26 protein-coding genes, 1 tRNA gene and 1 pseudogene are annotated in these 25,887 nt (G+C 65.7%); 12 read left to right on the top strand and 16 right to left on the bottom strand.

Annotated elements, in window-relative coordinates:
- Nucleotides 1–1,337: 1,337 nt before the first annotated feature.
- Nucleotides 1,338–1,556, top strand: coding sequence for a DUF6894 family protein (locus MOX02_RS24550; protein ID WP_147028450.1), 219 nt, complete (start codon nt 1,338–1,340; stop codon nt 1,554–1,556).
- A 671-nt stretch (nt 1,557–2,227) separates the two neighbouring features.
- On the opposite strand, the gene MOX02_RS24545 is transcribed toward MOX02_RS24550, so the two are convergent.
- The gene (locus tag MOX02_RS24545; RefSeq protein WP_147028449.1) at nt 2,228–3,130 is read right to left on the bottom strand and encodes a LysR family transcriptional regulator; all 903 of its coding nucleotides are present in this window, start codon (nt 3,128–3,130) and stop codon (nt 2,228–2,230) included.
- A 122-nt stretch (nt 3,131–3,252) separates the two neighbouring features.
- Here MOX02_RS24545 and MOX02_RS24540 point away from each other — a divergent pair, with 122 nt between their 5' ends.
- Nucleotides 3,253–4,023 (top strand): SDR family oxidoreductase, encoded by a 771-nt coding sequence (locus MOX02_RS24540; RefSeq protein ID WP_147028453.1) that lies wholly within the window; start codon nt 3,253–3,255, stop codon nt 4,021–4,023.
- A 298-nt stretch (nt 4,024–4,321) separates the two neighbouring features.
- Here the strand turns inward: MOX02_RS24540 and MOX02_RS24535 are convergent, their stop codons facing one another.
- Nucleotides 4,322–5,842 carry a DUF4214 domain-containing protein gene (locus MOX02_RS24535; RefSeq protein WP_147028448.1) on the bottom strand — a complete coding sequence of 507 codons (1,521 nt, stop codon included), beginning with the start codon at nt 5,840–5,842 and terminating at the stop codon, nt 4,322–4,324.
- Between the two features lie 141 nt (nt 5,843–5,983).
- Here MOX02_RS24535 and MOX02_RS24530 point away from each other — a divergent pair, with 141 nt between their 5' ends.
- A complete protein-coding gene (locus tag MOX02_RS24530; protein ID WP_176601346.1) occupies nt 5,984–6,292 on the top strand; it encodes a hypothetical protein in 309 nt (102 codons plus the stop codon).
- A gap of 291 nt (nt 6,293–6,583) precedes the next feature.
- Nucleotides 6,584–7,030: a hypothetical protein gene (locus MOX02_RS24525; protein WP_147028447.1), complete on the top strand. Its 447-nt coding sequence runs from the start codon at nt 6,584–6,586 to the stop codon at nt 7,028–7,030.
- 54 nt (nt 7,031–7,084) lie between these two features.
- Here the strand turns inward: MOX02_RS24525 and MOX02_RS31520 are convergent, their stop codons facing one another.
- Nucleotides 7,085–7,246 carry a hypothetical protein gene (locus MOX02_RS31520; RefSeq protein WP_170267980.1) on the bottom strand — a complete coding sequence of 54 codons (162 nt, stop codon included), beginning with the start codon at nt 7,244–7,246 and terminating at the stop codon, nt 7,085–7,087.
- A gap of 678 nt (nt 7,247–7,924) precedes the next feature.
- Between MOX02_RS31520 and MOX02_RS24520 the strand changes: the two genes are divergently transcribed.
- Nucleotides 7,925–8,284 carry a hypothetical protein gene (locus tag MOX02_RS24520; RefSeq protein WP_147028446.1) on the top strand — a complete coding sequence of 120 codons (360 nt, stop codon included), beginning with the start codon at nt 7,925–7,927 and terminating at the stop codon, nt 8,282–8,284.
- Nucleotides 8,285–8,293: 9 nt separating this feature from the next.
- Complete coding sequence (locus tag MOX02_RS24515) at nt 8,294–8,500, top strand: hypothetical protein (protein WP_147028445.1); 207 nt, start codon at nt 8,294–8,296, stop codon at nt 8,498–8,500.
- Nucleotides 8,501–9,039: 539 nt separating this feature from the next.
- Here MOX02_RS24515 and MOX02_RS24510 read toward each other — a convergent pair.
- Nucleotides 9,040–9,330 carry a hypothetical protein gene (locus MOX02_RS24510; protein WP_147028444.1) on the bottom strand — a complete coding sequence of 97 codons (291 nt, stop codon included), beginning with the start codon at nt 9,328–9,330 and terminating at the stop codon, nt 9,040–9,042.
- Between the two features lie 443 nt (nt 9,331–9,773).
- Here MOX02_RS24510 and MOX02_RS24505 point away from each other — a divergent pair, with 443 nt between their 5' ends.
- A complete protein-coding gene (locus MOX02_RS24505) occupies nt 9,774–10,247 on the top strand; it encodes an SRPBCC family protein (protein WP_147028443.1) in 474 nt (157 codons plus the stop codon).
- 81 nt (nt 10,248–10,328) lie between these two features.
- On the opposite strand, the gene MOX02_RS24500 is transcribed toward MOX02_RS24505, so the two are convergent.
- On the bottom strand, nt 10,329–11,138 hold the full coding sequence (locus MOX02_RS24500; RefSeq protein WP_147028442.1) for a class I SAM-dependent methyltransferase: 810 nt from the start codon (nt 11,136–11,138) through the stop codon (nt 10,329–10,331).
- Nucleotides 11,139–11,493: 355 nt separating this feature from the next.
- Here MOX02_RS24500 and MOX02_RS24495 point away from each other — a divergent pair, with 355 nt between their 5' ends.
- The 3 genes from MOX02_RS24495 (at nt 11,494) to MOX02_RS24485 (ending at nt 12,804) form a co-directional block, all read left to right on the top strand.
- A complete protein-coding gene (locus MOX02_RS24495; protein WP_147028441.1) occupies nt 11,494–11,751 on the top strand; it encodes a hypothetical protein in 258 nt (85 codons plus the stop codon).
- A gap of 107 nt (nt 11,752–11,858) precedes the next feature.
- Nucleotides 11,859–12,482, top strand: coding sequence for a recombinase family protein (locus tag MOX02_RS24490; RefSeq protein WP_147028440.1), 624 nt, complete (start codon nt 11,859–11,861; stop codon nt 12,480–12,482).
- A gap of 91 nt (nt 12,483–12,573) precedes the next feature.
- Nucleotides 12,574–12,804, top strand: a complete 231-nt coding sequence (locus tag MOX02_RS24485; RefSeq protein ID WP_147028439.1) for a hypothetical protein — start codon at nt 12,574–12,576, stop codon at nt 12,802–12,804.
- 792 nt (nt 12,805–13,596) lie between these two features.
- Here the strand turns inward: MOX02_RS24485 and MOX02_RS32735 are convergent.
- The 3 genes and pseudogenes from MOX02_RS32735 to MOX02_RS24475 form a co-directional block, all read right to left on the bottom strand.
- Nucleotides 13,597–13,728, bottom strand: coding sequence for a hypothetical protein (locus tag MOX02_RS32735; protein ID WP_280525355.1), 132 nt, complete (start codon nt 13,726–13,728; stop codon nt 13,597–13,599).
- 234 nt (nt 13,729–13,962) lie between these two features.
- A pseudogene (locus MOX02_RS24480) lies at nt 13,963–14,241 on the bottom strand (transposase family protein); the annotation flags it as partial.
- Nucleotides 14,242–14,378: 137 nt separating this feature from the next.
- Nucleotides 14,379–14,960 (bottom strand): hypothetical protein, encoded by a 582-nt coding sequence (locus tag MOX02_RS24475; protein ID WP_147028438.1) that lies wholly within the window; start codon nt 14,958–14,960, stop codon nt 14,379–14,381.
- Nucleotides 14,961–15,265: 305 nt separating this feature from the next.
- Between MOX02_RS24475 and MOX02_RS24470 the strand changes: the two genes are divergently transcribed.
- Nucleotides 15,266–15,526, top strand: coding sequence for a hypothetical protein (locus MOX02_RS24470; protein ID WP_147028437.1), 261 nt, complete (start codon nt 15,266–15,268; stop codon nt 15,524–15,526).
- Between the two features lie 746 nt (nt 15,527–16,272).
- Here MOX02_RS24470 and MOX02_RS24465 read toward each other — a convergent pair.
- From MOX02_RS24465 to MOX02_RS24430, 8 genes are all read right to left on the bottom strand, one after another.
- Nucleotides 16,273–17,487, bottom strand: coding sequence for an MBL fold metallo-hydrolase (locus MOX02_RS24465; RefSeq protein ID WP_238179704.1), 1,215 nt, complete (start codon nt 17,485–17,487; stop codon nt 16,273–16,275).
- A gap of 992 nt (nt 17,488–18,479) precedes the next feature.
- The gene (locus MOX02_RS24460) at nt 18,480–20,066 is read right to left on the bottom strand and encodes a recombinase family protein (protein WP_147028436.1); all 1,587 of its coding nucleotides are present in this window, start codon (nt 20,064–20,066) and stop codon (nt 18,480–18,482) included.
- Nucleotides 20,066–20,602, bottom strand: coding sequence for a DUF2924 domain-containing protein (locus MOX02_RS24455; protein ID WP_147028435.1), 537 nt, complete (start codon nt 20,600–20,602; stop codon nt 20,066–20,068). Before MOX02_RS24455 ends, MOX02_RS24460 begins: the two co-directional genes overlap by 1 nt.
- Before the next feature lie 13 nt (nt 20,603–20,615).
- Nucleotides 20,616–21,158 (bottom strand): DUF3489 domain-containing protein, encoded by a 543-nt coding sequence (locus MOX02_RS24450; RefSeq protein ID WP_147028434.1) that lies wholly within the window; start codon nt 21,156–21,158, stop codon nt 20,616–20,618.
- A 414-nt stretch (nt 21,159–21,572) separates the two neighbouring features.
- Nucleotides 21,573–21,648: transfer RNA gene (locus MOX02_RS24445), tRNA-Ile, on the bottom strand.
- A gap of 79 nt (nt 21,649–21,727) precedes the next feature.
- A complete protein-coding gene (locus tag MOX02_RS24440; protein ID WP_147028433.1) occupies nt 21,728–22,132 on the bottom strand; it encodes a hypothetical protein in 405 nt (134 codons plus the stop codon).
- Nucleotides 22,133–22,300: 168 nt separating this feature from the next.
- The gene (locus tag MOX02_RS24435) at nt 22,301–22,960 is read right to left on the bottom strand and encodes a 3-oxoacid CoA-transferase subunit B (protein ID WP_147028432.1); all 660 of its coding nucleotides are present in this window, start codon (nt 22,958–22,960) and stop codon (nt 22,301–22,303) included.
- A 24-nt stretch (nt 22,961–22,984) separates the two neighbouring features.
- Nucleotides 22,985–23,722: a CoA transferase subunit A gene (locus MOX02_RS24430; RefSeq protein WP_147028431.1), complete on the bottom strand. Its 738-nt coding sequence runs from the start codon at nt 23,720–23,722 to the stop codon at nt 22,985–22,987.
- A 259-nt stretch (nt 23,723–23,981) separates the two neighbouring features.
- Here MOX02_RS24430 and MOX02_RS24425 point away from each other — a divergent pair, with 259 nt between their 5' ends.
- Nucleotides 23,982–25,844 carry an AsmA family protein gene (locus MOX02_RS24425; protein ID WP_147028430.1) on the top strand — a complete coding sequence of 621 codons (1,863 nt, stop codon included), beginning with the start codon at nt 23,982–23,984 and terminating at the stop codon, nt 25,842–25,844.
- The last annotated feature ends 43 nt before the right edge of the window (nt 25,845–25,887 follow it).

Genomic DNA, 25,887 nt, shown 5'->3' with positions numbered 1-25,887 from the left:
ACTTCATCCTCATGGCTCAGGCCGCGCAGCGGCTTGCCCAGCGTCAGGCGCCACTGACAGAATGAGCAGACGGCCAGCCTCAGAACTTCGTCACCAGCATCACGAGGCTGAACAGCGTACGACACGCACGGCGGACCATAGTCGCCAGTCCCAGCGCGTTGGCAGGCCCACCGTCCACCTAGTGGGCAAGACAACTTGAGTGCAAGCAAGTGGGCAGGTTCATAGGCATCGCGTCATCAGATGGATTGCGACGAGGACCGCCGCCGTGAGAACGTTGCCTTTGGCAGCCCCGTGCCCGACGCGAGCGAGCAGATCCCGGTGTACCCGTCGTAGTCCGCCGATCCTGAGGACGATGGCAGGAGGGCCGAGTGCAAGCGCAGCTCGCATGGTCAAACGGGTCTTCGTCTTCGCAAGTCCTCTGGGTTCGGGCGGGCACTGATGCTGTTCGAAGGAGCGCCTGTACTGGTGATTGTGGGCGCAGCCTGCCTTGTCATGGGGATTGCTGTGGTTGCGACGGCTTCACATCGGCCGCCACGTCAGGCTCGGTTCTGGCTCATCGGAGGTGGCTTGTTCCTGCTGGGTGTCAGCCTGCTCGGGAGCCGATACCTACTCCTAGGCTGACAGCTCGCCGCCGCCGTCGGTCCGCGCAGCCCGACGATCTGGCGCGCGAGATCTTCCGAACACCTCAAAGCGGGATTGAATGCGGTTCCATACAGCGACTTACGTGAAGGGGAGCAGGCGCGTTGTCTCGTTACACGGCTGCATGGGTTTAGAACGACAGCCGTGCTGAGCCTCAATGGGGAGCAAGCGTCACCGTTGCCTGCTCAGGTCGCTCAACCAGACAGCGCGAAAGGGTGTCTCTTTCGTGTTGCGCCCAGCCGGTTTGCCGTCGACTTCGAAGGGGTAATCGTAAGACGGGCACACGCATAGGTGTGGGGCCAGCTGCCTGAGCTACTTCTTCTCGTTCTTTTGCGCTGCAGGGAGCTTCTTGAGGATCAAACGGACATGCTGGCGAATGCGTTCTCGGCGTGCCTCGGTTGTGGCCGGGCTCTCTTCGTCACCTTGTCTGCCGGTAGCAGCCATGAGAACCGTCCTGCGGTGGTAAGCGGGCGCAAAACTCAAGCGGCAGTACACCGGAAGAGTTGACCCCGATACCCCGCTTTAGAACTAGTATGGATTGATGTCTCAAAGCAACAGCTGCAGAAAGGCATAAAATCCATCCTGTTACGTTATGTAAACATTAACCTCAACAAGGGATGAACTCGTCCCGCAGTGTTCCCGGGAGTTCGGCACCCGTTCACTCATCTCACGAGCCGAGAAGCACGAGGAGCAATCTTTTGCTCAAGCGGTTCTACTTTGATCTCGTGAAGCGAGACACGGTCCTCGTGGACGAGGCGGGGATTGAGGCCGCGGATCTGGATGAGGCGCAGGAGCAGGCCGAAGTGGCACTGCAGGAGTTTTACGACAGCGGCGAAGCAGTCGACTTCGGCGAGGGCTGGCAGTTGGTCATACGAGACGGAACAGGCGCTGTCCTCAAGAAGCTGCCTGTTCGGTGACGCGCTTACCTTCGGTCAGGCTACGGACGCTGCAGAGCGGACGCCGTGTTGGTGAGCCACGATCGCAGCCTGTTTCCGGTTCTGCGTCTTCAGCTTGTTTAGGACCTTCTTGACGTGGGCCTTTACCGCAGCGGCGGTGAAGGTGAGGTTCGACGGTTCCGTGAGCGCAAGCGCAGACCGGATCGCACGTCGCGTTTGCTCATCCGCGCCCTCATCTATGGCTTCTGCCAAGAGCGCAGAGACCTTCAGGAACAGGTCTGACCGCTGAAGGGGCTCATCCGTCAGCAGAGCAATGAGCCGATCTATGATCGAAGGTACCGGTTCTATCGGCATCTTTCATGCGCCTTACGCGGATATCGACAAAGGATGCATAGCTTAATTTGAAATGGCAGGAAATCGCGGTATCGTTCTAGTACGTTGTATTTAACCGGAGACCCATTAGACATGTGAAGGCGCTACTCATTAGCCTCAGCAGCGTCAGGTTCCTGCCGGGCGTGGTGGGCACCGTCAGGTAGAACTGCTTGGGATCGCCCGTGACGGCCTCCGCGAGCTTGTGAAGAGCAGCGGCTCAGGCCGCACAGCGCCGCCGAATTCGACATCGGCAGCTGGGCTTGGCCTCTGCGGACATTTTGCTCTTGGTAAAAAGCGTCACGCCACGCGCCGATTGGGTGTTACGAAACCGATGATCGGTGTCGCAGCGCCTCGACCAGCACGGCAAAGGCGCGGGAATGCTGGCGCTGGCTTGGATAGTAGAGGTGGTAGCCCGGGAAGGGCTCGCACCAAGCGTCGAGAACCCGTACCAGCCGCCCTTCGGCCACGTCAGCCTCGACCTGATCCTCGGGCAGGTAGGCGAGCCCGAGCCCGGCGAGCGCCGCCCGCCGGATCAGCGCGAGGCTGGTGAAGACGAGCTGGCCCTCCACCCGAACGTTGACCTCGCGGCCGCTCTTCTCGAACTCCCACGGGTAGAAGCCGCCTCGCGTCGGCCGGCGCAGGTTGATGCAGCGATGGGCGGTCAGGTCCTCCGGCTGCCTCGGCCTCAGCCGGGCCGCGAAGTAGGCGGGGGTGCCGATGACGGCCATGCGCACGTCCGGGCCGATCCGCACCGCCACCATATCTTTCTCGATGTGCTCGCCGAACCGCACGCCCGCGTCGAAGCGCTCGGTGACGATGTTCGTCAGGCTGCCTTCGGTGACCACCTCCACGTTGATGTCAGGGTAGTCCGGCAGCAGCTTCTCCAGAGCCGGCCAGAGGACCGTCTCGGCCGCGTGCTCGGGCGCCGTGATGCGTACGCTTCCTGCCGGCTTGTCCCGCAACTCGGTCAGCGCAGCCAGATTGGCTTCGATCCCGTCGAAGTGAGGTCCGATACTGCGGAGCAAGCGCTCGCCGGCCTCGGTTGGGGCGACGCTGCGGGTGGTGCGGCTCAGCAGACGTAACCCGAGCCGCGCCTCAAGATCCCTGACCGTTTGGCTCAGCGCCGGCTGGGACACACCCAACTGCGCGGCGGCGCGAGTGAAGCTGCGCTCCCGGGCGACGGCCAAGAAGGCCATCAGGTCGTTCATGTTGCCCCGCGCCATTCATAACTCTGACTTATAGCCCCGTGCGAGTTTTAGCATCTAATCGCGCGCTGCCGCAGAGGCTAAGTCCGTCATGGAAGCTGTTGATCAAGCTATCGAATTCGAACGAGGGAGATCTAGCCATGACGACAAATCGGAGTGGGAGTTGCGCGGGGAAGGTCGCCTTCGTGACTGGGGCGACGAGCGGCATCGGCCGCGCTACGGCACTGGCGTTCGCCCATGCGGGTGCCAGGGTGGTGGTTGCTGACGTTGTGGAGCAGGGTAGTCAGGAGACGGCCCGCATGATCGAGGAGATCGGCGGGAAGGCACTCGCCGTCCGGTGCGACGTGACCCGAGCCGAGGACGTGAAGGCTGCGTTGGACAAGACGGTCGACACGTTCGGACGCCTCGACTTCGCCTTCAACAACGCCGGCATCGAGCAGCCGGTCACGCCGATGGCCGACCTCGCCGAGGCGGAATGGGACCGGATCGCCAGCGTGAACCTGCGCGGCGTGTTCCTGTGCATGAAGTACCAGATCCCGCTGATGCTCAAGCAGGGCGGCGGCGCCATCGTGAACACCTCCTCGGGCGCAGGGGTGAAGGGCATCGCGGGGCAGGCCGCGTACTGCGCCGCCAAGTTCGGCGTGATCGGTCTGACGAAGGCCGCCGCCCTAGACTACGCGGCACGGAACATCCGGGTGAATGCCGTGTGCCCTGGGATCATCGACACGCCGATGATGCAGCGGTTCACCGGAGGCACCCCCGAGGGTGTGGCGCGGGTCATTGCGCAGGAGCCAGTCGGGCGGATGGGCAAGCCCGAGGAGATTGCGGCTGCCGTTCTCTGGCTGTGTTCGGACCCGGCCGCCTTCGTCATCGGCCACGCCATGGTCATCGATGGTGGCCAGACGGTGTAGTGCCCCCGCAGGCGCAAGGCGCACACTTTGGTCATTCGAAGCAAACGCGGTGTTCCAATCGGGCTTGTCCTAACGGAACGCTTCAAGACCACCGAGAGCCTGCTGTAGACGAGCGGCCTCGAACGCGGGCGCGCTCCGCATCTAAGGCCCTTCCGGAACGGTCATGCACCTCGTGCATGCTCCAGCTTGTCCGTTGGGGCATACCCCAACGGGCAAGCAGAGGCATGCGCTAGCCGCATGATCGTTCCAGCGGTGCCTGAGCCGCCGGACAAGCCCGTGTTCCTGACGGCTTAGAACGTCACAGCACGATCCCACCGTAGTCGCCGCCATGGAAGCGGAAGGCGGCTTCAGTAAGGGTGCTGACGCCTTCCAGATGGATGACCGCGTCGGCCTCGCCGTTGTGATTGGCATCTACGTAGAGGTTGCTTTTCGACGAGTCGAAGACAGCGAAGGCGACGTCCGATCCTACCAACTCAACACCGTGTGCCATGTACACCAGAGCGGCGTTCTCATTCGGTATGACACTGAGATGGATTGCGTTCACCTTGCCGGCGAACAGCGCCGTGAAGTCGAGCACGTCGCCATTGTAGCTGGACGTGAGTTGGCCGGCGCCTTGGTTAGCCGGCGCGCCCGGCGTGCCGATGGTGTTGGGGTGGAAGTCGGTGATCGTGTCCATGTGGGCTGCCGTCGACTGCTTGGCGTCAACGAACGCGAACAGGTCGTTGCCCGCACCGCCCGTGAGCATGTCGGCGCCGTAGCCGCCGACGAACACGTCGCTGCCTGCCCCACCCTTCATCACCAGACCCTGCGCCGCGTCGTGATGCGACGACCCATCGAAGAAGACGGCGCCGGCCGCCCCCGTCCCGGTCACGCCGGACGCGTCGAACGTGGTCACGTTAGGCAGGGCACTCTCGTCGAAGATCACGCCGTGGCTGCCTCTGACCGTGAGGGTGGTGGCGGCCGCATCGGTCAGGTTCACGACCAGGGTGGTGCCTCCCGAGCTGACCGAGGTGTCGATGTTGATGGTCTCCACGCCCGCGACGTTCACCGGCGCCCCGTCGTTGCTGCCGTGGACGATCAGGTTCAGCGTGTCGGAGCCGCCCTGGTCCTGGATCGTGTCGCCAGCGGTCAGGGTCGCGTCGAAGCCGGCACCGACAACGCCGTTGTAGGTGTCGTTGCCGCCGGTACCGGTCAGCGTGTCTGTGCCGCCGGTCAGCGTGAAGAAGTGCTCGGACCCGCTCAGGAGCGGATGTGCACCGTACACGTCCTGGCCCTGCGCGGCCTTGAACAGAAAGTCGTTCACCGCGGCATCCGAGCGAGCGATGAACTCGGCCGATTGCGCGAAGCCGTTGAGCACGTCGGCCCGTGTCGCGACGCCGGAGCCCGGCGTATTGGCCGCCTCAAGCCAGGAATGCAGTTCGACGGCCGAGGCGCTCCGGCCGAGCACGTTCGCGTAGAGTGATTGCAGGTAGCTCTCCGTGACGGTCTCGGCTGTGCCATAGAGGGTCGTGAATTCCGCGGAGTGCGTGAAGGTCTCGGCGATCGCTTTGATGTTATGGCCGGACGCCTCGAAGGCGTTGACGTTGCCGTACAAGCCGCCTTTGTCTGGCACGCGGCCGAACGCGCCTTGGTAGAGGCGCACGATCGGATCGACGTTGCCGTTGGCCTCCGGCGAGTTGACGATCGTCTCGTACAGCTGTGCGTCGGTGAAGAAGCCGGATTGCGAGGCGGCCATGAAGGCGTTCACGTCGCCGGCGCTCGGGGCGCGCTGCAGGACGTTCTCGAACGCCGTGGTGATCTGCGCAGCCGTCAGAGCCATGAACGCCTCCTCATCAAGGTGATGGGTCACCGAGCGATGAGGGGTTGTGGCAAGAGCGTGCTGGGCGAACTGTGATCGCGATCACGGTTCTCGGTCAGCCATCCTTTCATAAGAGCTCCACGTGCCGAGACAGTCGGCCGAATGATGGAGATTCTTATGGCTCGTTCAGTTCGTGTTCTGGCCGCCGCTCTCGTGGTTGGTGTTGCCGCTCTGGGTGCCACCGAGGCGTCCGCCCGCGGCTTCGGCGGCGGTGGTTTCGGCGGCCGCGGTGGCTTTGGCCATCACGGCGGCTTCGGCGGCTTTGGCCACCATCATCACGGTGGCTTCGGGCGCCATTGGGGCTGGGGCACCCGCGTCGTCGGCTTCGTGCCGGCCTATGTCGGCGCCTGCTACGTCAAGCGCTTCATTGATGAGGACGGGGATATGGTGGTTCGGAAGATCTGCAACTGAGTTGCGATCTCCGACACGGAAGCGCGCGGCTTGCTGTGACTCCGGCCGCGCGCTTCCACTTCCGCAGAACGAAGACTTAATGGTCCGTATCAGGACGTCTCGCTGCGCCCCTGCTTTGGGGCAGCTCTGAGGCTCCATAACGCCCAGCTCACGTAACCGGTATTATGGAGCTGCCGGCCGGCGGTGTGGTATTCACGGCAACCGGCTAGCGGGCATACCTCGACAGCCTCGACCTCGACCGCGGTCCTGTGCAAGCGTAGCCGTTAGGGCAGCAGCATAGGGAGGGGGAGATTGTCGGTCACGAAGGATCAGCTCGCCGGCTCCATCCTGAGCGCCGAGCACATCGCTGATCGTCGACTGATCGCGGACTTCATCCTCGACGCCGCGACCGAGTTCGGCACCAACCCATTTGCCGACACGAGCGCCGCAGCCGTAGGGCATATCTGGGGCGCACAGGCCTTCGAGTTTCGCGTCCTTGGGGTTCAGGCCGCTGGCCTGCCCTGCCTGCTCAAGGCGGTAACCGCGCTGCCTGGAGGCGAGCCGCTGGTGCAGGAGATTCTCCGATCAGGCCCGCACACCCTCAACCTCTTCCATCACGGCGATGAATGCCGGATCGTCGGCGCAGTTCTCTACCGCAAGCCGAACGTGCCGCTGCCGGTCTTCGAGAGCCCACCAGCGCCACCTGGTGGTCGCAAGCGGGCGCACTCGGCGCAGCTCGACCTGTTTGCTGCGCTTTGATCCTAAGCCAGCAACGCCATCGGGAGACAGCACCGTTTATCGGGCAAGGCAGACCTACCGCGGTAGCCGCTGCGTCTGGCGGATCCGCTCGGCGGCCCGGAGAAACGCCGCGTAGTTCTGTGCGTCATCGGGACTGAGACGGGCGGCAACGATCTCCTTGCCGTGGGTGACCGCGTGCGTGCCGTCGCGCGCTGCCTGCACCCGGATCTTCTGCATGGCGTCTCCTCCAGTCCTGCGCCTGTAGAGCCGAAAGCGGGCTCCAAGCATCTTGCATTGGTAACGCCAACGGCTCAGCCACAGCTCCGGTACCGTTCAAGATGTCGGTGGATAGAGCCTGACAGGTGTCAGATCGGTGCCGCAGCACGTGCCCGTGCAGCCTGCGCCATCAGGATGAAGTCGCGCGTCGTCGGGTGCTGTGTGCTGCAAGAGACCCTGGAGCGAGAGGTCTCATCAGGAACCGCGCTGCGCTCACGTGGGAACTCGTCGTCAGAACGGAAGCCGAGCAGCCGGAGCAAGCTCTGCGAGCGGATGGCCCGTGTCAGTTCTGACAGCATCACCGCACCCCGCAAATCGCGCTGGAAAACCGATCCTGCCACAGGGCAGAGGCGGAGCCCTTAGTCATTTGTTAGGACACACCGCAACCGCGATCGGCAGGGTAGGCTGGCATGACGCGCCATCCCATTCTCCTCGCGCCGCTTTTCGGCGTGCTCGCCGCGCTGACGTTTCTGGCAGTCGGCGAGCTCCTGGAGCTGTTCGGTACGAACTAGGAAGTGGTCTCCGCTGCCTTCGGGAGGTGTGGCGGCAATACAATCCCGTTAACGAAGCCGCGGTCCGGTAACGACCCGTTAACCCTACGCTCGCTTTGTGGATCGTATTCGATGTGCGGGCGACGCTGTGACCTACACCGGCCTGACTGCTCCCGACGATCTCGACACGTCCTGCCCAGTGCCGCTGGAGATGCTCGGCCGGATCTACCGCGCCGATGCTGAAGCTATCTCAGAGCTTGTTGGTGCTCTGCCCGAGCGGACCCGAGCGCGGCTCGCGGTCTACCTCTATGGCCGCAGCCATACATTCGCACTCGGGGTCTGGATCGCAGCGACCTGCGAAGGCTCTACCCTGCGTCGCGTTGCCGGGCCTATCGGCGATGCCCTCTACGACCTCTCCCGGCAGACAGACATGCTGCCAGCCCACCAGAGTTCACGATCGGCCACCCCGAAGCGGATCAGCCTCGGTGGCCCTCAGCTGCGCGCGTAAGAGACCTCGATGAGACTGACCCTCGCCCGGATGAAGGCCCAGCGCCTGGAGCCTGCTGTACGCGAGTTGCAGGCGAATGGCGTCACGTCCCTCGTCGGCCTTGCAGAAGGGCTCAGCGAGCATGGCGTTCCGTGTGTGAAGGGCAACGGGGCTTGGACGGTGGTTGAGGTGGCTCGGCTGCTGGCGCGGCTCATACCGCTTAAGGAAGCGGCCTGAGACGGTCGTCGCTTCTCCAGTCGCGCCGTCAAGATGACCTTGTTCAAGGCCGCCTTCTTGGCCGCGGACGACTCTCGAAAGCAACTTTCGTAGGTCGCGCGTGCCCCCTCGCGTAAGTCGCTTTTATGGAACGGGAAACCGGCCTTCCAGGCAGTGTTCGGAAGCTCTCGCGCGGGCTGCGGAAGGGGCGCCAGTAGAGACATAGAAAAGCCGCCCGCGAAGGGGGTGACGCGGGCGGCTTCTATACTCGCGGCAGCTGTCGAAAGCGGTGCACCGCGCGTATGCCCCTGTGATGCGCCTCGGAGGCGGTTCTGTCCACGGTCGCGAGCGCACCGAAATAGGTGCCCGCCGCGCTCGTGTGGTGGCAGGTAATGCCTGACGGTTTGGTGCTTTCACTCTATGTGCGGCCCGCTTTGGTCCCCCCGCGGGTCGTCCTTCACGAGGCGTTCCCTGCCCCGGCTCCGGCTGGGGCTTTCTTTGTGCTCATTTGGCATGCGCGGATGTCGCGAAAGCCCGATATGGGAGGGCAGGCTGGCTCGTCAGAGATGGATGGGCCTGTAGCCTCGTCTGCGGCTCAGGATTGGCCACCAGCGCCGGTTCTCCGGCACCGGTGGGGGAGCGGGCGCAGGAGCCACTTCTGCCGCTAAGCGGTCGCCGTAGACCGTCATCCGGAATTGGATGTGCAGCATCGCCTTCAGGGTCGTAGCTGCCATCAGCCGGTGCCCCTCACACGCACCGGCTTCGTTCATCCGGCTTGCGCATTCCTCCGCCCAGCGGATAAGGCGGGCGCCTTCAACCAGATAGGCATCGATCTCGGCACGCGTGGACATCAGCTGGCTCCGCGATGCTCCAGGATTGCCAACGCCCTGCTGCCAGAACCCTACCCGCCATCCAGACGGCTTGCACGAACTCGGACCGCTTCTAGTCCTCCGTCACGAGGTTGTGATTGAGCGTGATCGGCGATCTGGCTTTGGCGCGTGCTAGCCAAGGGGTGTTCGGTAGGTTCCACAGCCGCCGGGCGTATTACCTCCAACTCCTTCAGCCCGCCTCACCCCCACGGCGGGCTTCTTCTTGCCTTTTTGGATTATTGTCCTTTCCGCTGACCCTCATCCTATCCGCTGGGGTATACATCTGTGGACTCAGAGATGGCGAGTGAGGAGCGATTTAGTGGGGGAGAGCTGCACTCAAGCTCTTGTCGGAAAGGCAAAATGATCCAGCTTGGCGCTCGGCCGCAAGGCCACGCACAACCAACTTTCGCGCAAGGAAACGCTGGATGAAGACGCTCACCTTTTCCGCTGTGGCTCTCGCCGCGGTGGCGGTTGCCCCTGCCTCAGCCCTTGAGGTCTCCAAGTCTGTCGACGTCGCGGCTCCGCCTGCAAAGGTCTGGCAGACCATCCGGGACTTCTGCGGCATCGGTAACTGGCACCCCGCCGTCGAGAAGTGCGAACCCTCCACGAAGGAGGGCAAAGCGGTACGGACCCTCAGCCTGAAGGGTGGCGGCACCATCGTCGAGGAGCAACTCGCCCGCGACGACAAGAAGATGGACTACAGCTACACGATCCTGCAGAGCCCGCTGCCGGTCTCCGACTACAAGTCCACGATCATGGTGATGCCGAGCGGCTCGGGCTCAAAGGTCCAATGGCAGGGCACTTTCAAGGCCAAGGGTGCGGACGACGCCAAGGCCAAGGAAGTCATCACCGGCATCTACGATGCGGGCCTGAGCGCCATCGCCAGCAAGGCCAAGTAGCAGGCTAACCGCGAGCCTCGATGGGAGGCTCGCGTTGACCTACCACGTTAGGAATGACGTGCGTGGGCGGACGGGGGTTGATTACCGGACGCCGGTCATGGCGTAAGCTCGCATCCTTCCGTCGATTGGACCGAGACCAAAGCGGGAGGCCAACGCGCGTTCAGCCGCTGAGGTCACCTCCTCAAGCTGGCTCATGCCACGTGCCTCAATCTCGCTTCGCAGGGGAGTGCCTTGGCAGAAGCCGACGGCAGCTTCGCGCGGGGATGCGGATCGGCTGCGCAATTCCACGCTCTCGATCGAGACAGCTGAGAAGCCGGCCTGCTGTAAATCTTTGCTGATCGCGTCCGCGTCGTGGAAGCCATACGGGATCTGAGCGAGAAAGGCAGGCGGATCATCGGGAAAGCGAGCGGCAACCGCCGCGCTCACGACCTGTGCAAACTCGTTCTCCTCGAGCCTATCCCAGACATTGAACACGAAGCGCCCGCCAGACTTCAGCACCCGATGCGCCTCACGAAAGCCCCTCTTCTTGTCGGGCAGGAACATGAGGCCGAACTGGCAGACCAAAGCATCGAACGTCTGATCGGTAAACGGGAGGCGGAGGGCATCCGCCTGTTGCCACATGACGTTAACCGGCAGCTGCTTGGCTGCAGCAAAATCGAGCATGGATTGGTTGATGTCGGTGGCGACGATCTCGACAGCGCTTGACAGCGTACGCGCGAGGAGCCGCGTCACGACGCCGGTGCCGGCAGCGGTCTCTAGGACGCGATCTGCCTCCACGTCGGCCAAGCGAGCGACCAGATCGAGCGCATATGGCTCGAACAGCAAGGGTCCGAGATAGCGCTCATACAGGGCGGGTATTGAGCCTGAGAACGCGGTGTCGAAGTCTGTCATGGCCGGGGGCTCAGCCGCGGTTGGCCCAACGGGAGTGTCGCCTCGACCGCATCTAGTTTCAACAGCAGCACCGCCCTGGTTACGGATACCGGGAACAGCCCTCCTGGGCCGTCGCTGATGCGTTCTACTCGTAGGCCCGCGCAGTCGCTGTGGATGACGCGTTCGTTCTTCAGGTCGGCCATTGGGGTATACCCAAATTGGACTGGTCTGGGGCATAGATCGCCGAGCTACGTCAGCGGCGTTCGCGAAGGTCGGCATGAAGTTCAGGCCGACGACGGAGCCGTCCTTCATCCCTTGATTTCGGCGATGCTCCGCCTACCCCTGAGAGAGTTCAAATTTATCCCTTGAGGTTGTGATGTCGTCCAAGGCCCGCATGCGTCCGTCCTGGCGCAAGAACCGCCAGCGGTCGAAACTACCCACGCCGCCCGGCTGCAAATTCATGACGATTGCGCAGCGCCGCGCATCCGAGCGTTCAGCCGTCGGCGAGACGGTGACCGCCGTGAAGCGGGTGGCCAAGCGCGCCACCAAAGCTGTTACCGCGACCGCTTCCGCAGCCGGCTCGGCGGTGAAAAAGGCGGCGAAGCGGGGTCGAAACCAGACGGCGGAAGCCTAGGCGTATGCCCATTTCAGACTGGCGGACAGTCGATCCGATAAGCGCCGTTTGACAGTTCAAAACAGAGCGGCATCATACGGACCATCCAAAGCGGACTGGGGCCCGCCATGTCGTTCGTCCGTGCCTACCTCCGCGCCTCGACCGACGAGCAGGACGCCAGCCGAGCCCGCGCGCAACTCGAAGCCTTTGCGTCTGAGCGTGGGCTCAGGATCGCCAGTTGGTACGTGGAGAATGAGTCCGGCTCGAAGCTCGTCCGCCCCGATCTGTTCCGGCTCCTGCGCGACGCTCAGCCTGACGACATCCTCCTGGTAGAGCAGGTGGACCGCCTCTCGCGCCTGACCTCTGCCGATTGGGAGAAGCTGAAGGCCGAGATCGCTGCGCGCCACATCCGCGTGGTGGCGCTCGATCTGCCGACCTCCTGGATAATGGCGACACAAAGCGCCGACGAGTTCACCGGCCGCATGTTTGAGGCCATCAACGGGATGCTCCTCGACATGCTCGCGGCTGTGGCGCGCAAGGACTACGAGGATCGTCGTCGCCGGCAGGCGCAGGGTCAGGCCCGCGCCAAGGCTGAAGGCAAGTACCGGGGCCGTCCAGCAGATCTGAAGCGGCACAAAGCCATCGCCGACATGCTCAACCGCGGCATGTCTTGGCAGGCGGTGATGGATGCGGCCGGGTGCTCTCGCACGATGGTAGCCGCTGTCTCGAAGACCCTGAGCCCAGTCGACTGAACAGCACAGCGAGTGGCTCGGCGGCCCCATTTCGGCCATGGCGAGTGGCGACGTTAATGGTCCCTTACTGCCCAGCTTGCCTAAGGCCGAGATGACTGTCCTCTCCTTCAAGGCGCGCCCGGTGCAGGAGCGCATCGTCGACGTGATGCTGTTCCTGCTCGCGCAGAACGACCGGCCAGGCTACCGCGACTGGTACGAGGCCGTGGACGACATGTTCGGCGAGTTCGATGAGGACGAGAAGCACCGCATGGTTCAGGCCGGCATCAGCCTGCTGGAGCGTCGACTGAACCCTGCACCCGTGCTCCAGCTCCGCGCCGCCTGACTTGTAGTGTGGCGGCCTCGTGCTGAATGCTGGCAGCTACCACTCGAAGAACGAGTCGAGCCGAGGCCGCATGTAGACCAGTGTCACGCCTGCTCCGAGCACGCCCGCCATCATGACCGCCGCTTCCATGCCAACGTCCTTCCCGGTCGATTGCGCACAATGAACATAGGAAGGCACCGCAAGGTTTCATCCCAGGACGCTCACCAGCGCAGAAAGCGATCCGCCGCTGGTCGCGCGGCAACCGTGATGAGGATGGCGCCCAGTGCTCCGGCGAGCATGATGACGAGAAACTCGGGCATAGCTTCGGACCCCCGTCCTGCTGACGTTCAGTGTACAAAACTAAACGATGCAGGACGAGGTGTGTGCCTTGCGGCAATTGGGCTTCTACGCCGGCCGCGCCTCGAAGGTCTGGTGAGGCCGCTGGCTCTCCGTGTTTCGGGTTACTGCCGAGTGGGCGCGGTCTGCCGATGTTCGAAGCAGTCCGATGGCTCAACCGCATGGGTCCTAGGATCGTTCAGGAGGGCCGCACAGACTCGTGGCCACGCTTTCGCACAACTTACACCCGCCTGACGTTCTCGGCCGGCTGTGAGGCTCCTGGTGCATCCTGTGGGCCAAACTGGAAAACCCCACCACGTGGAGGCCGTGGCAGGGTTCCCAATGACGAGAGGGTCGGAGGCGCCCCGCTCATCCTCGATACTGCACTGTTATGGTTAATGGCCGGTAAACAGTGGAGCATTCCAAGTTAAGCCCGCAGGGCGCCACCGCAGGATACTGCTTCACCGCCGCATCGGCTTACCTGAAAGCCGGCCCTACTCGCATCGAGGTCATCCGCAGCCCTCCGCGATCCTGCATCAGCGCGTCGATCAGAAGGCGCAGCGCCTCCGTCAAGACCTCCACCTTGTCCGGCACAGCGTCGGCGTCCATCGCCTGTCTGTGAGTTCGCGCTCGACGCGCCGGCGATCCCAAGGGTGGTCTCGACGAACTGATGGCGAACGGCCGCTTTAGTTGGACCCGGCGTCGGCCAGCTTGCCCGACATGCCCCGCAGGAGCGGGATGATCGCCTCGATCTCCTCACGGAGCTTCTGAATCGGTGCTTCCGATCCACCAAGCGCACGCTGGTAGAAGGCCTGCCCAAGCGGGCACTCGCAGCTCTGAAGGGCGCCACAGGTACATTTGGCGGCCGCCGATGCGGACGAACATCTCGTCCAAGTGCCAGCGCCCATGCGGTTTAGGGCGCCGCGCCCGCAGGCTGCGGGCGATCAGCGGCCCGAAGACACGCACCCAGCGGCGGATGCTCCCGTAGGCGACGCTGATGCCGCGCTCGGCCAGAAGCTCCTCAACGTCCTGGAAACTGAGCGTGGACCGGAGATACATCCACACGGCCCGCTGGATGACGTCGCGGGGAAAGCGGTAGCCGGAGTACGAGAGCAGCCTCATGCGGCCCGGCTGGGACGCTCCGTTGGCTCCGGCAAAGCTGCGGCCAGCCAACGTGACAAGCCCCTCGGGTCCTGGCTGATCCTCGCAAGCAGCCCAGTTCAAAGCCAGCCGGTCAGGTCAGACCTACCGCTCAAAAGTCAGTCCTGCACCAGCCCGAGGTGACTATGTGCTTGAAGGGGCGTCATCGAACGGATCTCCTCGGCCGAGAAGCCGCGGTCGCGAAGCAGCGCCCTCTGCCGCTGCGTGATCATCAGCGACACGGCCACCGGAGTTGCAGACGGCGTACCTGCAACGTCGGTGTGACTGTCCTGCAAACCTACTGAGAGTTTGGAGGATGCCTTGCCGTCATCGGGGGTTAGTACCGAGATGAGCGCATTGCCGTATCGGGATGCGGGCTTCACCTTCGCCGTGTGCTCGATCCGGGCGATGATCTGTGACCCGTCGCCGTTGCAGAAGGTCTCTACAAAATCCTCAGGCCGGAGGCCAAGATCCCGCCCGAGCAGGTCATGCACGGAGGCAAGATTCTCGTCGGTGTCGATGGTGAAGCCAAAGGACTGGTGAGGCTTGTAGAACAGCACCCGGTCGCCAGACCGCAGGAATGTCTTGATCGTATCAAAGTCGTAGATTGGCTCCCCACCGAACACGCGACACCCCTTTGTTTCTTCGCTCGCCCCGTTTGTTGCCGTAGCGTGCACGTCGGTCAATTTGAGGGCGAGCATGTCGGCGCCCACCGCTTTGCACCCATGGGGTGGGACCGCGCACTCGGTCGTTCCTGCCCCGCTCGCCTACCCCGGTCAGTGGGGCTTTTCTTTGCCCGAAGACTGCCGTCCTATCCGCTAGGGTATACCCTAGCAGACATACTCCTCCTGGGAGGGCGCGCTGCAGAGCGCTTGACCCCCGCAGTACGCCGCAAGCATCGTCCCGATGCCCAAACGGCATTATCTTCTCGATCCTGCCGCGCCGATGATCGGATCCAGAAGCAAGGAAATGGTTTCCGCGCTTCTCTTCAGAGAGGATCACGATCATGCGCAGCCTTCTTCTTGCCGGCACCGTCGTCGTTGCCTTCGCCTCCTCGGCCCAGGCCTGGACCCAGTCGATCCTGCACCCTGAAGGACAGGGCAGCGCGGTGACGCTGAACGGCGTCACGCCCCGCTACACGATCTACGGTTCGGAAGTGGGTCGCTCGGTTCAACCGGCTCGGCCAGCCAAGTCGGTGCGGATCGCCCCCGCCCCGGGACCGTTCGCTGACGACAGCGAGATGCTGCACCACCACTCCCACAACTGAAGCGGTTGGCGCCGCTTTCCGGAGCCCACGACGGCCAATGCCCCGCACGGGGGGCCCCGATGCCCCCCCGAGAGCGTGAGCCGCGTCACGGCCAGCTTCCGAGAGACGTGCGATCCTCACGCCACGATGGATGAATAGGAGGCGATCATGGTCCTCACGGTGTTCGATCCCCGCGCCGGCACTCAGGTTAGGATCTGGGTCCCGGCAGTGCCCACCACCATCCGGCCGGCTCCGGCGGTCGTTGTCCACCATCCCCGGTTCATGCGCTCGGCAAGCCGGGCTGCCTGATCTCCTTCTCTGACCCGCACCGAGCCCGTCGAGACCGGCGATGGCGTCAGAGGACCATTGTCAGGAGGCAGCGATGAAGCGTTCCCATGAACGACGCGCCAAATGCATCGTCCTGCGCGAGCTCGACCGGATGCTCGCGCACCGAGCGCTGGTCACGCCAGCCCAGCCCGGTCACCTCGGCTGAGTTGAGTGGCAGCCTAGGCGTAGGGCCTGCGGAACAAGTCTCCGAGCGCCTTCCGCCGGAACAGCGTGAGCCAGCGTCGCCGCCGATGTTCAGGCCGGTCGTGCAGCATGTGACACCGCTGGCAGAAGGCAGCGAGGTTCGCGTCCGTGTGCCTCGGCGGACATTCCGCTCCCAGTGGGAAATGTCACGGTTCTCGCAGTTTGGATGTTATGGAGCGTCCCGCGACGTGCAGCGGCCTCTCCAAGCCATACCTGTATGATCCCGCTCCTGGATCTCAGGCCGCCGCGGCAGAGAACGTGAGCCGCGTGCCCGTGTAAGCCCGAACCAGCTTCGTCGGCATCTCGGCCTTGGCCATCTCGTAGAAGGCCTCGCCGGAGCAGTGCAGGGGGACAATGTGGTCCGGTCCCATCTCCTTCAGCGCAGCAAGGGTCTCACGCAGGTACTCCGGCTGATACGGCGCTAGGTGGAAGCCGCCGATCACCGCGTGCACCTTGCTGACCCCGGAGACCGCTTGCGCCTGTCGGATGGCGTTCACCACGCCGCGATGGCTGCACGAGGTCAGGATAACGAGCCCGCGTCCCTTCACGTTGAAGGCTGTGGCGATCTCGTGCTGGAACTGGTCCGGAACGGGACCCTGCTGCGGATCGGCCTTGGCGAAGCTCCGGGGATCGCAGCCGACCCCATCCCTGACACCGATCCGCATGGCGCTCGGCGACAGGATCTTCTCGAAGCTGCGCTGTCCGATCTGGCCCGAGGTGAAGCCGTGACCCGCGATGAGAGAGGGCCGCTCCGTCGAGGTCACAGTGAGCCTGGCCTCTTCCAGCCCCTTGCGGTCGATGACGCCGAAGTCGCCCTTCACCGGCGGCGCAGTCCATTCACGGGCGCAGAAGCAATCCTCGCCGCCGACGTAGAGGGGGAGCTTGGATTTCAGCTTGCCCTTGTTCGCCGCCAGGAAGCCTGCAAGGCCGCCGAAATGATCGTAGTGGCCGTGGCTGAGCACGAGAGCGTCGAGGTCACTGGGCTGCATCTCCAGCAAGGCGAGATTGTTGTTCAGTGCCTGCGGCGTGAACCCGAAGTCCACCAGCGTCCTTCGCGTTTCCTCCCCACGCCGAGAGGTGGCGTGCATGGACAGACCGAACTCGCTGACCATCGTCGGGCCGGGCGGTCGATCCGGGCTGACGCCCCACCCGAAATGCTCGATCAGCAGGCTCTCCGCCTTGCGGGTTTTTGGCGCGACAGCGAACTGGTAGCTGTCTGTGACGATCCGGACCGTGACCTCGTCAAGTTCGGGAACTGGTCCGGCGAGGGCTTGGGCTCGGGCTGGACGCGATCCGCCGAGCAGACCTGCCAGCAGCAAGCTCATGGCGAGTGCTCCGCCCCCGCAGAGCAGATCTCTGCGGTCAGGGTCGTCGCAGGTGATGAACCGGCGGCTGACGGCCTCGTTGGCGCGCGTCCATGGCATCGAGGACGGGTTGAGCGTGACAGTCATGGCAACCTCCTGCCGTTGACCGAGATGGCCAGGGGAAGCGGAGGCGCGAGACAGGGCGGTCAGCGAGATCGCCGCATCGGGCGTCTTCAAGTTTGAAGGGTGTCATAGATAAAGATCTTCGGCAAATGTATTCGATATAAGACGCGATTGCTGCCAATTACCGCAACTTAGCGTACGGTATACATAATAAGGCAGCTCATAGCTGCGCCATTTACACGATCTCTTTCTTTATCGGCGCACCTGCCACAGCTGACGCAATCTCGGAGTGCCAGCGTTCCAATAGGGCTTGCCCGTGTGGAGTTTTCCAGGACCACCGAGGACCCGATCCAAACGAGTACTCCTACGGTTCGGAACGTGAATTTGGTCGGCCTCTAAGATCCTACTGGAACGCTCATGCGGCTGGCGCATGTCTCGGCTAGTCCGTTGAGGTATGCCCCAACGGACGGCGAGACGGCGGCGGGAAAGCGTGTCCGTTAGGGCTGCTTCACGTTTGCAGCGAAGCGCACCTTCGAACAACACCTCTGCGGACGAACTTCGGCCCGGTGTGAAGTGTCCCTTCGACCACGTCTTGATCGTGGAGCAGAGCTTGGCTGGCAGCAAGCTTCCGCCTCCCGGATCGGCGCAACCCTTCGGCCGTGGCATCCAGAGTGAGTGTTCAGCGGCAGAAGCAGTTGCCGCAATACGCTGCGAGCTCCGTGGCTGGCGTGGGCTGCACCAAGCCTACCGACGAGACTCAGCATCTCGCCTTTCCGCTGTTGGTTGACCGACCAAGCCGTCTTCAACGTGCATAGCCGGAGCGGAGCGCAGCAGGTTGGGTGGTCAGCGGCATCTCACGACATTGCGTGCTTTCCCGGCAGCTGTTTCGTGCGAGGGGGCAGCGGGACCGAGCTCGCGGCAGATCTGCCTCTAAGCCTTTTGAGGTGACGGGTGGGCGCACCGGGGTTCGAACCTAGGACCCGCTGATGCAGCCTCAGCTGCTCTGAGGCTGTCGCTCACATCGGTGTGGCGTGGGCAATCTCGCCGTTGCATTGCTGCTTCCAACTCAGGGGCGCGTTCGTCAGCGCGGTGATTCCTTTTCCCTCTGGCAGCGTGCCGGCAACCGCAGCTTGAACTAAGTCAGGAGCCAGAAACGCCAGGTTCAGCGTCATCCGAACCGAGCGCTCGCTACAACCCTCCTGCCGCGCAATCTCGGCCGTGTCCGGCACGCGGCCACACAGCAGATCGTCCAACCACAGCCGAGCCTTGGCGATGCCCTCCACAAGCCGCGCCCGCGTCTCCGAGCGCATCACCGTCATAGCCTCATCGCTGCCGCCCATTGAAATCACCTCCCGCCGGCGGCGGCCTGCCTTGGCTGACCAGGGCACGACGAGGGCCTCGGGCGGAGGCTGATCCCGGCGGTCCGGTCCACGCTGGAGGATCAGCCGATCCGGATGCACAACTACGCGCTCAATGCGCGCAATCAGGTCCTTTGCATCAAGGACCACCTGCTCATTGCCCTCCCCGGCTCCAGCGACTGCGCTCAGCACCGCCTGCTCGATCTCCGGCGCAGGCACCCGCGCAACGGAGCCAGCTTCCTCACGCCGGCCCTCTTCCACCGCACGCGAGACGTAGTAGCGGTAGCGCACCGCGCCCTTCCTCGCGCTGCTCGGCGTCATCCGGTTGCCCCGGTCATCGTAGAGCAAACCCTTCAGCAGCGAGCCGGTGTTCGCCCGCCCCGCCCCAGCTGCCTGTGCCTTGGCCGAGAGCGCCGCCTGCACCGCCTCGAACAGCTCGAGCGAGACGATCGGCTCGTGCTCACCCCGGTAGTGCTGATCCTTGTGCACCACTTCGCCGATGTAGACGCGGTTGCGTAGAAGATAGGCGAGCGGGCCCTTGCTGAAGGGGATGCCGCCGCGGCTCGTGCCGTCCCGCCGCCGCGACACCTTCGTCAGCACACCACGCTCGCGCAGGTCCGCTGCCAGCGCCGACAGGCAGCCGAGCTCGAGATAGCGCGCGAAGATCCCCCTCACCTGCTCGGCCTCGGCTGGATCGATGACGAGCTTCTTGTCGCGCGCCGCGTAGCCGAGCGGCACAGGTCCGCCCATGCGCAGGCCCTTCCGCTTGGAGGCCGCGATCTTGTCGCGGATGCGCTCGGCCGTGACCTCCCGCTCGAACTGCGCGAGCGACAACAGCACGTTGAGCGTCAGCCGGCCCATGCTCGTCGTGGTGTTGAAGGCCTGTGTCACCGAGACGAACGAGACGCCGTGCTGGTCGAACAGCTCGACGAGCTTGGCAAAGTCCGACAGTGCCCGGGTGAGCCGGTCGACCTTGTAGACCACGATCACGTCGACCCGGCCGGCCTGTACCTCGGCGAGCAGCCGCTGGAGGGCGGGCCGCTGCAAACTGCCACCGGAGTAGCCGCCGTCGTCGTAGGTCTCGGGCAGGAGCCGCCAGCCCTCGTGCGCCTGGCTCTTGATGTAGGCTTCGGCCGCCTCGCGCTGGTTGTCGAGGGAGTTGAACGCCTGCTCGAGCCCCTGCTCGGTCGATTTGCGGGTGTAGATGGCGCAGCGCAGGAGCTTGGGAGTGGGTGAGCTCTTCATCACTGCCCTCCCCCGCTGCTCACGGCAGGTTTGTCGCGCAGGCCGAAGAAGCGCGGTCCGTTCCAGCGCGTGCCGGTGATGGTGCGGGCCACCTCGGACAAGCTGGTAAACGTGCGGCCCTGCCAGGCGAAGCCGTCAGCTTGCACAGTGACGGTGTGCATCTGACCGGCGTGCTCGCGCACCAGCAGCGTGCCCGGCCTGAGTCCTGGGCTGGGTGGGGGCGGGATGGGAGGCGCTGCCTTGGACCTTCGGCCTCTCGCCTCGGTAGCGCGCCGGCGCAGCCTCTCGCGGGCGAGGCGCTCGAGCAGGCGGGCTGTGTCGCGGTCGAGGTCGCCCAGAGCCTTGGCCTGCAGCCGGTAGGCGAGCAGCCGCAGCAGTAGGGTACGGGAGAACTGCGGTGGAGGCGCGCTGCGCAGCCGCTGCCGCCAGCGGCTGCGTAGACCAGCGAGGTCGAGAGCGCCGAGGGCGGCGATCTCCCGATCGACATCTGATTCGGCGTGCGCAAGGGCGCTGCCAGCAGCGGCGGAGGTGGGCATGTGCTCCTCCGTCTTAGGCAGCAGTGAGGGTAGTTGCAGCGGCAGCTGCGGGCTCGGTGCTGAGCCGGTAAATGCTCTCGCCCTCTGCACTGAGGGTGCGCGTCAGGCCGTAGCCGCGCTTGCGCAAGCCGGTGAGAGCGGCCCGTGTGGAGTGCGGCAGCCATCCGGTGGCGCCGATCAGATCCTCCAGCGTGGCGCCCTGCTCCCGCCGCAGCAGGCTCAGCACCCGGGCCAGCTTACTGCCGGATCGCGGCTCCGCGATGCGAGCGGCGACTTGGTCGTCGCTCGCCAGCGGAGCTGCTGACGCTGCAGCTTCGGAGCCGATCTCGGTCAACCCGGCTGACGTGATTCGCAAGCCGGCAGGGCCGCTGGCAATCTCTCCCCAGCTTGGCTGATCCGCTGTCGCCTCCACCTGCGTGACGAGGTCAGCGCGAATCAACTTGGCCGCGAGCGTTCTGGCTGCTCGGGTGCTGAGCCCTTCGGGGCAGGTGAGCAGCAAGTCCTGGCGTTCGGCCGCGGCGCGGAGGAGGCTGAGGTATGTCTCGCTGAGGGTCATGGTTCAACCTGCGGTGCTCTGGGCAGCGTGTGCTGCCACCACCGCAACCCTGCGGACCGGCGGGGGTCGGCAGGGGATCCGAGCGGCCTCAGGGGGCCTGCTCGGGACGGGAGCATGTCCGCTCCGTTCGCAGCAGAAGTCCAGTCGCGAATGCGGGCTGTGGAGAACGAGCTAATTCGCCTCAGCGCGGCGAACAGCGTCTCTCTGGGCCAGCGAACCGGTCTCCTGGCATGACGGTCCAGCGGATGCGGAAGCTGCTTCGAGAGAACGCGAGAATAGGCTTGCGAACGGGGGTCAGCAGGCCTCTGCGGAACGGCCGGAGAATGGGCGTCAGAATGCCCGCAGTTCGCTAAGTGTCTGAGATCTCGACGATCTCTGGTGTGCTCGGAAACGGCGCGGTTCGCGTGGAGTGCGTGGTGGGCCCGGCAGGACTCGAACCTGCAACCAGACCGTTATGAGCGGCCGGCTCTAACCATTGAGCTACGGGCCCGGGGAAGGCGCCCGCCTCTGTAGCGGGAAGCGTTCGCCGCGTCATCTCTGCGGGGCGGTCGGACGCGAGGCTTGCCACCTCAGGCCGGTTGGAGGGCGGTGTCGAACAGGAAGCCGTCGACGGCCGGGATCGTCACCGAGAGGCCGCCGCCGTAGGCGGCCTTGCTCAGGCGCCAGGGCCGCTCGGGGCGGGCGCGGATGGCCTCGGAGGGCCGCAGGCGGCGGGTGCTGCCGTCCTCGCCCACCTCCTCGATCGTCAGGAAGCCGTAGACCTGAAGTCGCGAGGCCGTCAGCTTGGTCTCACGATCCCCCGCGGCCACCGCGAGGCTGCCGGTGGCGTAGACCGCGTCCATGAGGGCGCGCTGCTCGCTCCGGCGCTTGGCCTGACCCTCGCGCAGGCCCGACGCGTGATGCCCCGCCCCGCCCGCCGGCGGCTTGCGCCGGAAGGGCACGACATTGTCCATCGCCGTCGATACGCGACCCATACGCACACACCCTCGTGCCCGGCCTCACCTGCGCCGGGCGGTGGCACGCGTTGTTCGCTGTCCCGGCGATCGGGAGCATTCGGGCATTCGGCTTAATCTTCGCTTAGCCCTGTCCGGAGCCAGCCCGGCGGAAACGTCCCGAAACGGGGCGCACCGCCGGGCTGCGGGTCAGTCCAGGGCCACCGTGTAGGCGGCCTCGGTCCTGGCGCGGATCTCCGCCTCGGTGACCCCGTCCGCGAGCTCGATCAGGCGCATGCCCCCCTCGCCCTTCTTGTCGATCGTGAACACGCCGAGATCGGTGATCACGAGGTCGACCACGTGGGTGCCGGTGAGCGGGAGGTCGCAGGCCTTCAGGAGCTTGGGACTCTCCGTGCCGTCCTTGTTCCTGGCGACGTGCTCCATCACCACGACGACGCGCTTGACGCCCGCCACGAGGTCCATGGCCCCGCCCATGCCCTTCACCATCTTGCCGGGGATCATCCAGTTGGCGAGGTCCCCGTTCTCGGCCACCTGCATCGCGCCGAGGATCGACAGGTCGATGTGCCCGCCGCGGATCATCCCGAAGGAATCGGCGGAGGAGAAGTAGCTCGTCGTCGGCAGCGCCGTGATCGTCTGCTTGCCGGCGTTGATGAGGTCCGGGTCCTCCTCGCCCTCATAGGGGAAGGGCCCCATGCCGAGCATGCCGTTCTCCGACTGGAGCTGCACCGACATGCCCTCGGGGATGAAGTTCGACACCAGCGTCGGGATGCCGATGCCGAGATTCACGTAGAAGCCGTCCTCAAGCTCGCGCGCGGCGCGCGCCGCCATCTGGTCGCGGGTCCAGGCCATGATCCGTCTCTCCTCCCCTGTGCCTCAGACGGCGCCGCCGCCGGCCGCCGCCTGAGCGGCCTCGGCGCGCTTGCGCGTGGTGCGCTGCTCGATGCGCTTCTCGCGCACCGGCACGTGGACGATGCGGCCGATATAGATGCCCGGCGTGTGGATATGGTCGGGCTCGATCTCGCCGGGCCTGACGAGGTGCTCCACCTGCGCCACCGTCACGGCGGCGGCGGTCGCCATCATCGGGTTGAAGTTGCGCGCCGTCATCCGGTAGGCGAGGTTTCCCTCGGTGTCGCCCCGATGGGCGTGGACGAGGGCGAGGTCGGCGAAGAGGCCGCGCTCCATCACGTAGGCCTCGCCGTCGAAGTCCCGCACCTCCTTGCCCTCGGCGACCTTGGTGCCGACGCCCGTCTTCGTGAAGAAGGCCGGGATGCCGGCACCGCCCGCCCGGATGCGTTCGGCGAGCGTGCCCTGCGGATTGAACTCGATCTCGAGCTCCCCCGCCAGGAACTGCCGCGCGAACTCCTTGTTCTCGCCGACGTAGGACGAGATCATCTTGGCCACCTGCCGGGTCTCGAGGAGCTTGCCGAGGCCGACGCCGTCGATGCCCGCGTTGTTCGAGATCACGGTCAGCCCCTTCACCCCGGAGGCGCGCACCGCGTCGATGAGTTCGTCCGGGATGCCGCAGAGGCCGAAGCCGCCGCACATGATCGTCATGTCGTCGCGCAGGAGATCGGCCAGGGCGGCCGTCGCGTCCGAGTAGACCTTCTTCATCGAAACCGTCCTTCCCCAAGCGGCGCCCCTTCGGCCGGGCGCCGCGCCGCCCCCGCCGCGAGGCGATGAGCGCGCGAGTCACAGCTTTGCGCTAGCAGGAAGCGCGCCTTGGAGACAAACCCTGCCGAAGCGTTTAAGGAAATCTCCCGAGCGGACCGAAGGTTTACGGCTGGGGCGGCCTGAAACATTCGGCTTCGACGACGGTTCGGCGCGCGCAGGCGCTCCGGCCGCCCGCAACGGCCCATCCGCACGGAGTGCAATGACGCCGCGCCGTCTCCTCCCCGCCCTCGGCCTCGGAAGTCTCGCTGCCGCCGGTCTCGTCGCGGCCTGCAACCCCTGGCCGGTGGGAACCGCCACCGCCGCCCGCTTCGTGAGCCGGGGTCTCGCCCCCTACGGGCTCGCCCTCGGCGCCGAGGGGCGGACCGAGATGTCGCTCCTGCCCCTGCCCCATCTGCGCTTCAGCCGCGCCCGTATCGCGGCCGGGGGAAGTGCAGGGCCCGCCCTCGCCGAGGGCGGCCGCCTGACGATCGAGCTGAGCCTGCTCGCCCTGCTCTCCGGCCAGGCCGAGATCGGCGCGCTCGCCCTCGACGGGGCCACGATCCACCTCGACCCCGCCGATCCGCGCTGGACGGAACCGTTCCGCCTCCTCGGCGCGCGCCTCGCGCAGGGGCCGGCCAGCCACCCGCGCCGCCTCGCGATCAGCCGGGCCCGCGTCGAGGGGCCGGTGAGCGCGAGCGACCTCGACCTCGTCGTGTCCTGGCCCGTCTGGAGCGCCAGCCTCGACTGTGCCGGCAGCCTCACGGTTCGGGACGTGCCGGCCCGCTTCGCGCTGGCGGGCCTGCGCCCGGCCGCCCTCGTGGCGGGCGGGGAATCGCCCGTCACCCTCAACGCGTCCTGGGATGGCGGCAGCCTCGCCGCCGAGGGCACCGGAACCTGGCGGGACGGGCCCCACCTCTCCGGCAGCGGCAGCTTCGAGACCGCCTCCCTGCCCCGGACGCTCGCCTGGGTGGGCACCGACGTCGCCCTTGCGCCGTTCCTCGACAGCTTCACCCTCGACGGCACCTTCGAGGCGAGCCGCGCCGGCCTGATGCTGCCCGACGTGCGGGTCAGCGTCGGCGGCAACGCTCTCGAGGGCGCGGTCTCGGCGAGCTTCGGCGAGGCGCGCAGCGCCGTGCAGGCGACGCTCGCCGCCGACAGCCTCAACCTGGGGCCCCTGCTCGCCGGCTTCGTGCGCCTGTTCGGCCTGCCGGAGGACAGCGAGGCCGCGGGCCCGCGGAGCGTCGCCCTGAAGCCACTCACTGGGGGCGACCTCGACCTGCGCCTCTCGGCGGCCACGAGCCGCCTCGGCCCGGTGCTGCTGCAGGACCTCGCCGCGAGCGTGCTGGTGCGCGGCGACACGGTGGAGGCTTCCCTCAGCCGGGCGGGCCTCCAGGGCGGCACGCTGAAGGGCCGCGTGGCGCTGGCGCCCGCGGGCGCCGACGGCGCCGAGACCGAGGTGAAGGCGCAGGGGAGCTTCGACCGGCTCGATCTCGGCGCCCTCCTGATCGACCTCGGCCAGTACCGCTGGGTGCTGGGCGGCACGCAGGGCCAGTTCGCGCTGGAGAGCGTCGGCCGCGACGTCGCCTCGCTGACCGAGCATGTCAGCGGGCGGGCCACGGTCGCCATCGACGACGGCGCCATCGCCGGACTCGACCTTGCCGACGTGATCCAGCGCAACGGCGCCGTGGCGCAGGGCGCCCTCGCCCGCCGCAACGGCCGCACCGCCTTCGAGCGCGCCGCGTTGTCGCTGCGCTTCTCCGACGGCGTCGGCGAGATCGGCGAGGGGTTCCTGCGGTCGGCCGCCCTGACTGCCTCGCTGCGCGGCCAGGTCTTCCTCGCCGAGCGCCGCTTCCGGGCCCGCGCCGAGCTGACGCCGCGGGTGGCGGGCGGGGCTGAGGCGCCGCGGGCCGGGAACCTGTTCGAGATCGCCGGGCCCTGGGGCGCCGTGACCGTCCGCCCCGCCAGCCACGACGAGCCCTCCGCCCTGCCGGACCACCGGGACGGGAGGACCCCGCTGCAGGGCCCGCTGCGCCAGCCCGCCTCCGTCGGCCTGCCGCCCGCCGCCCGCGCCTACGCGCCCTGAGGATACCCCCGAAGGAGAGGGGTCACACCGATGCGCCCTGGCG

It is taken from the genome of Methylobacterium oxalidis, from assembly GCF_007992195.1.
Lineage (GTDB): Bacteria > Pseudomonadota > Alphaproteobacteria > Rhizobiales > Beijerinckiaceae > Methylobacterium > Methylobacterium oxalidis.
This window is presented reverse-complemented; position numbering and strand designations above follow the sequence as displayed.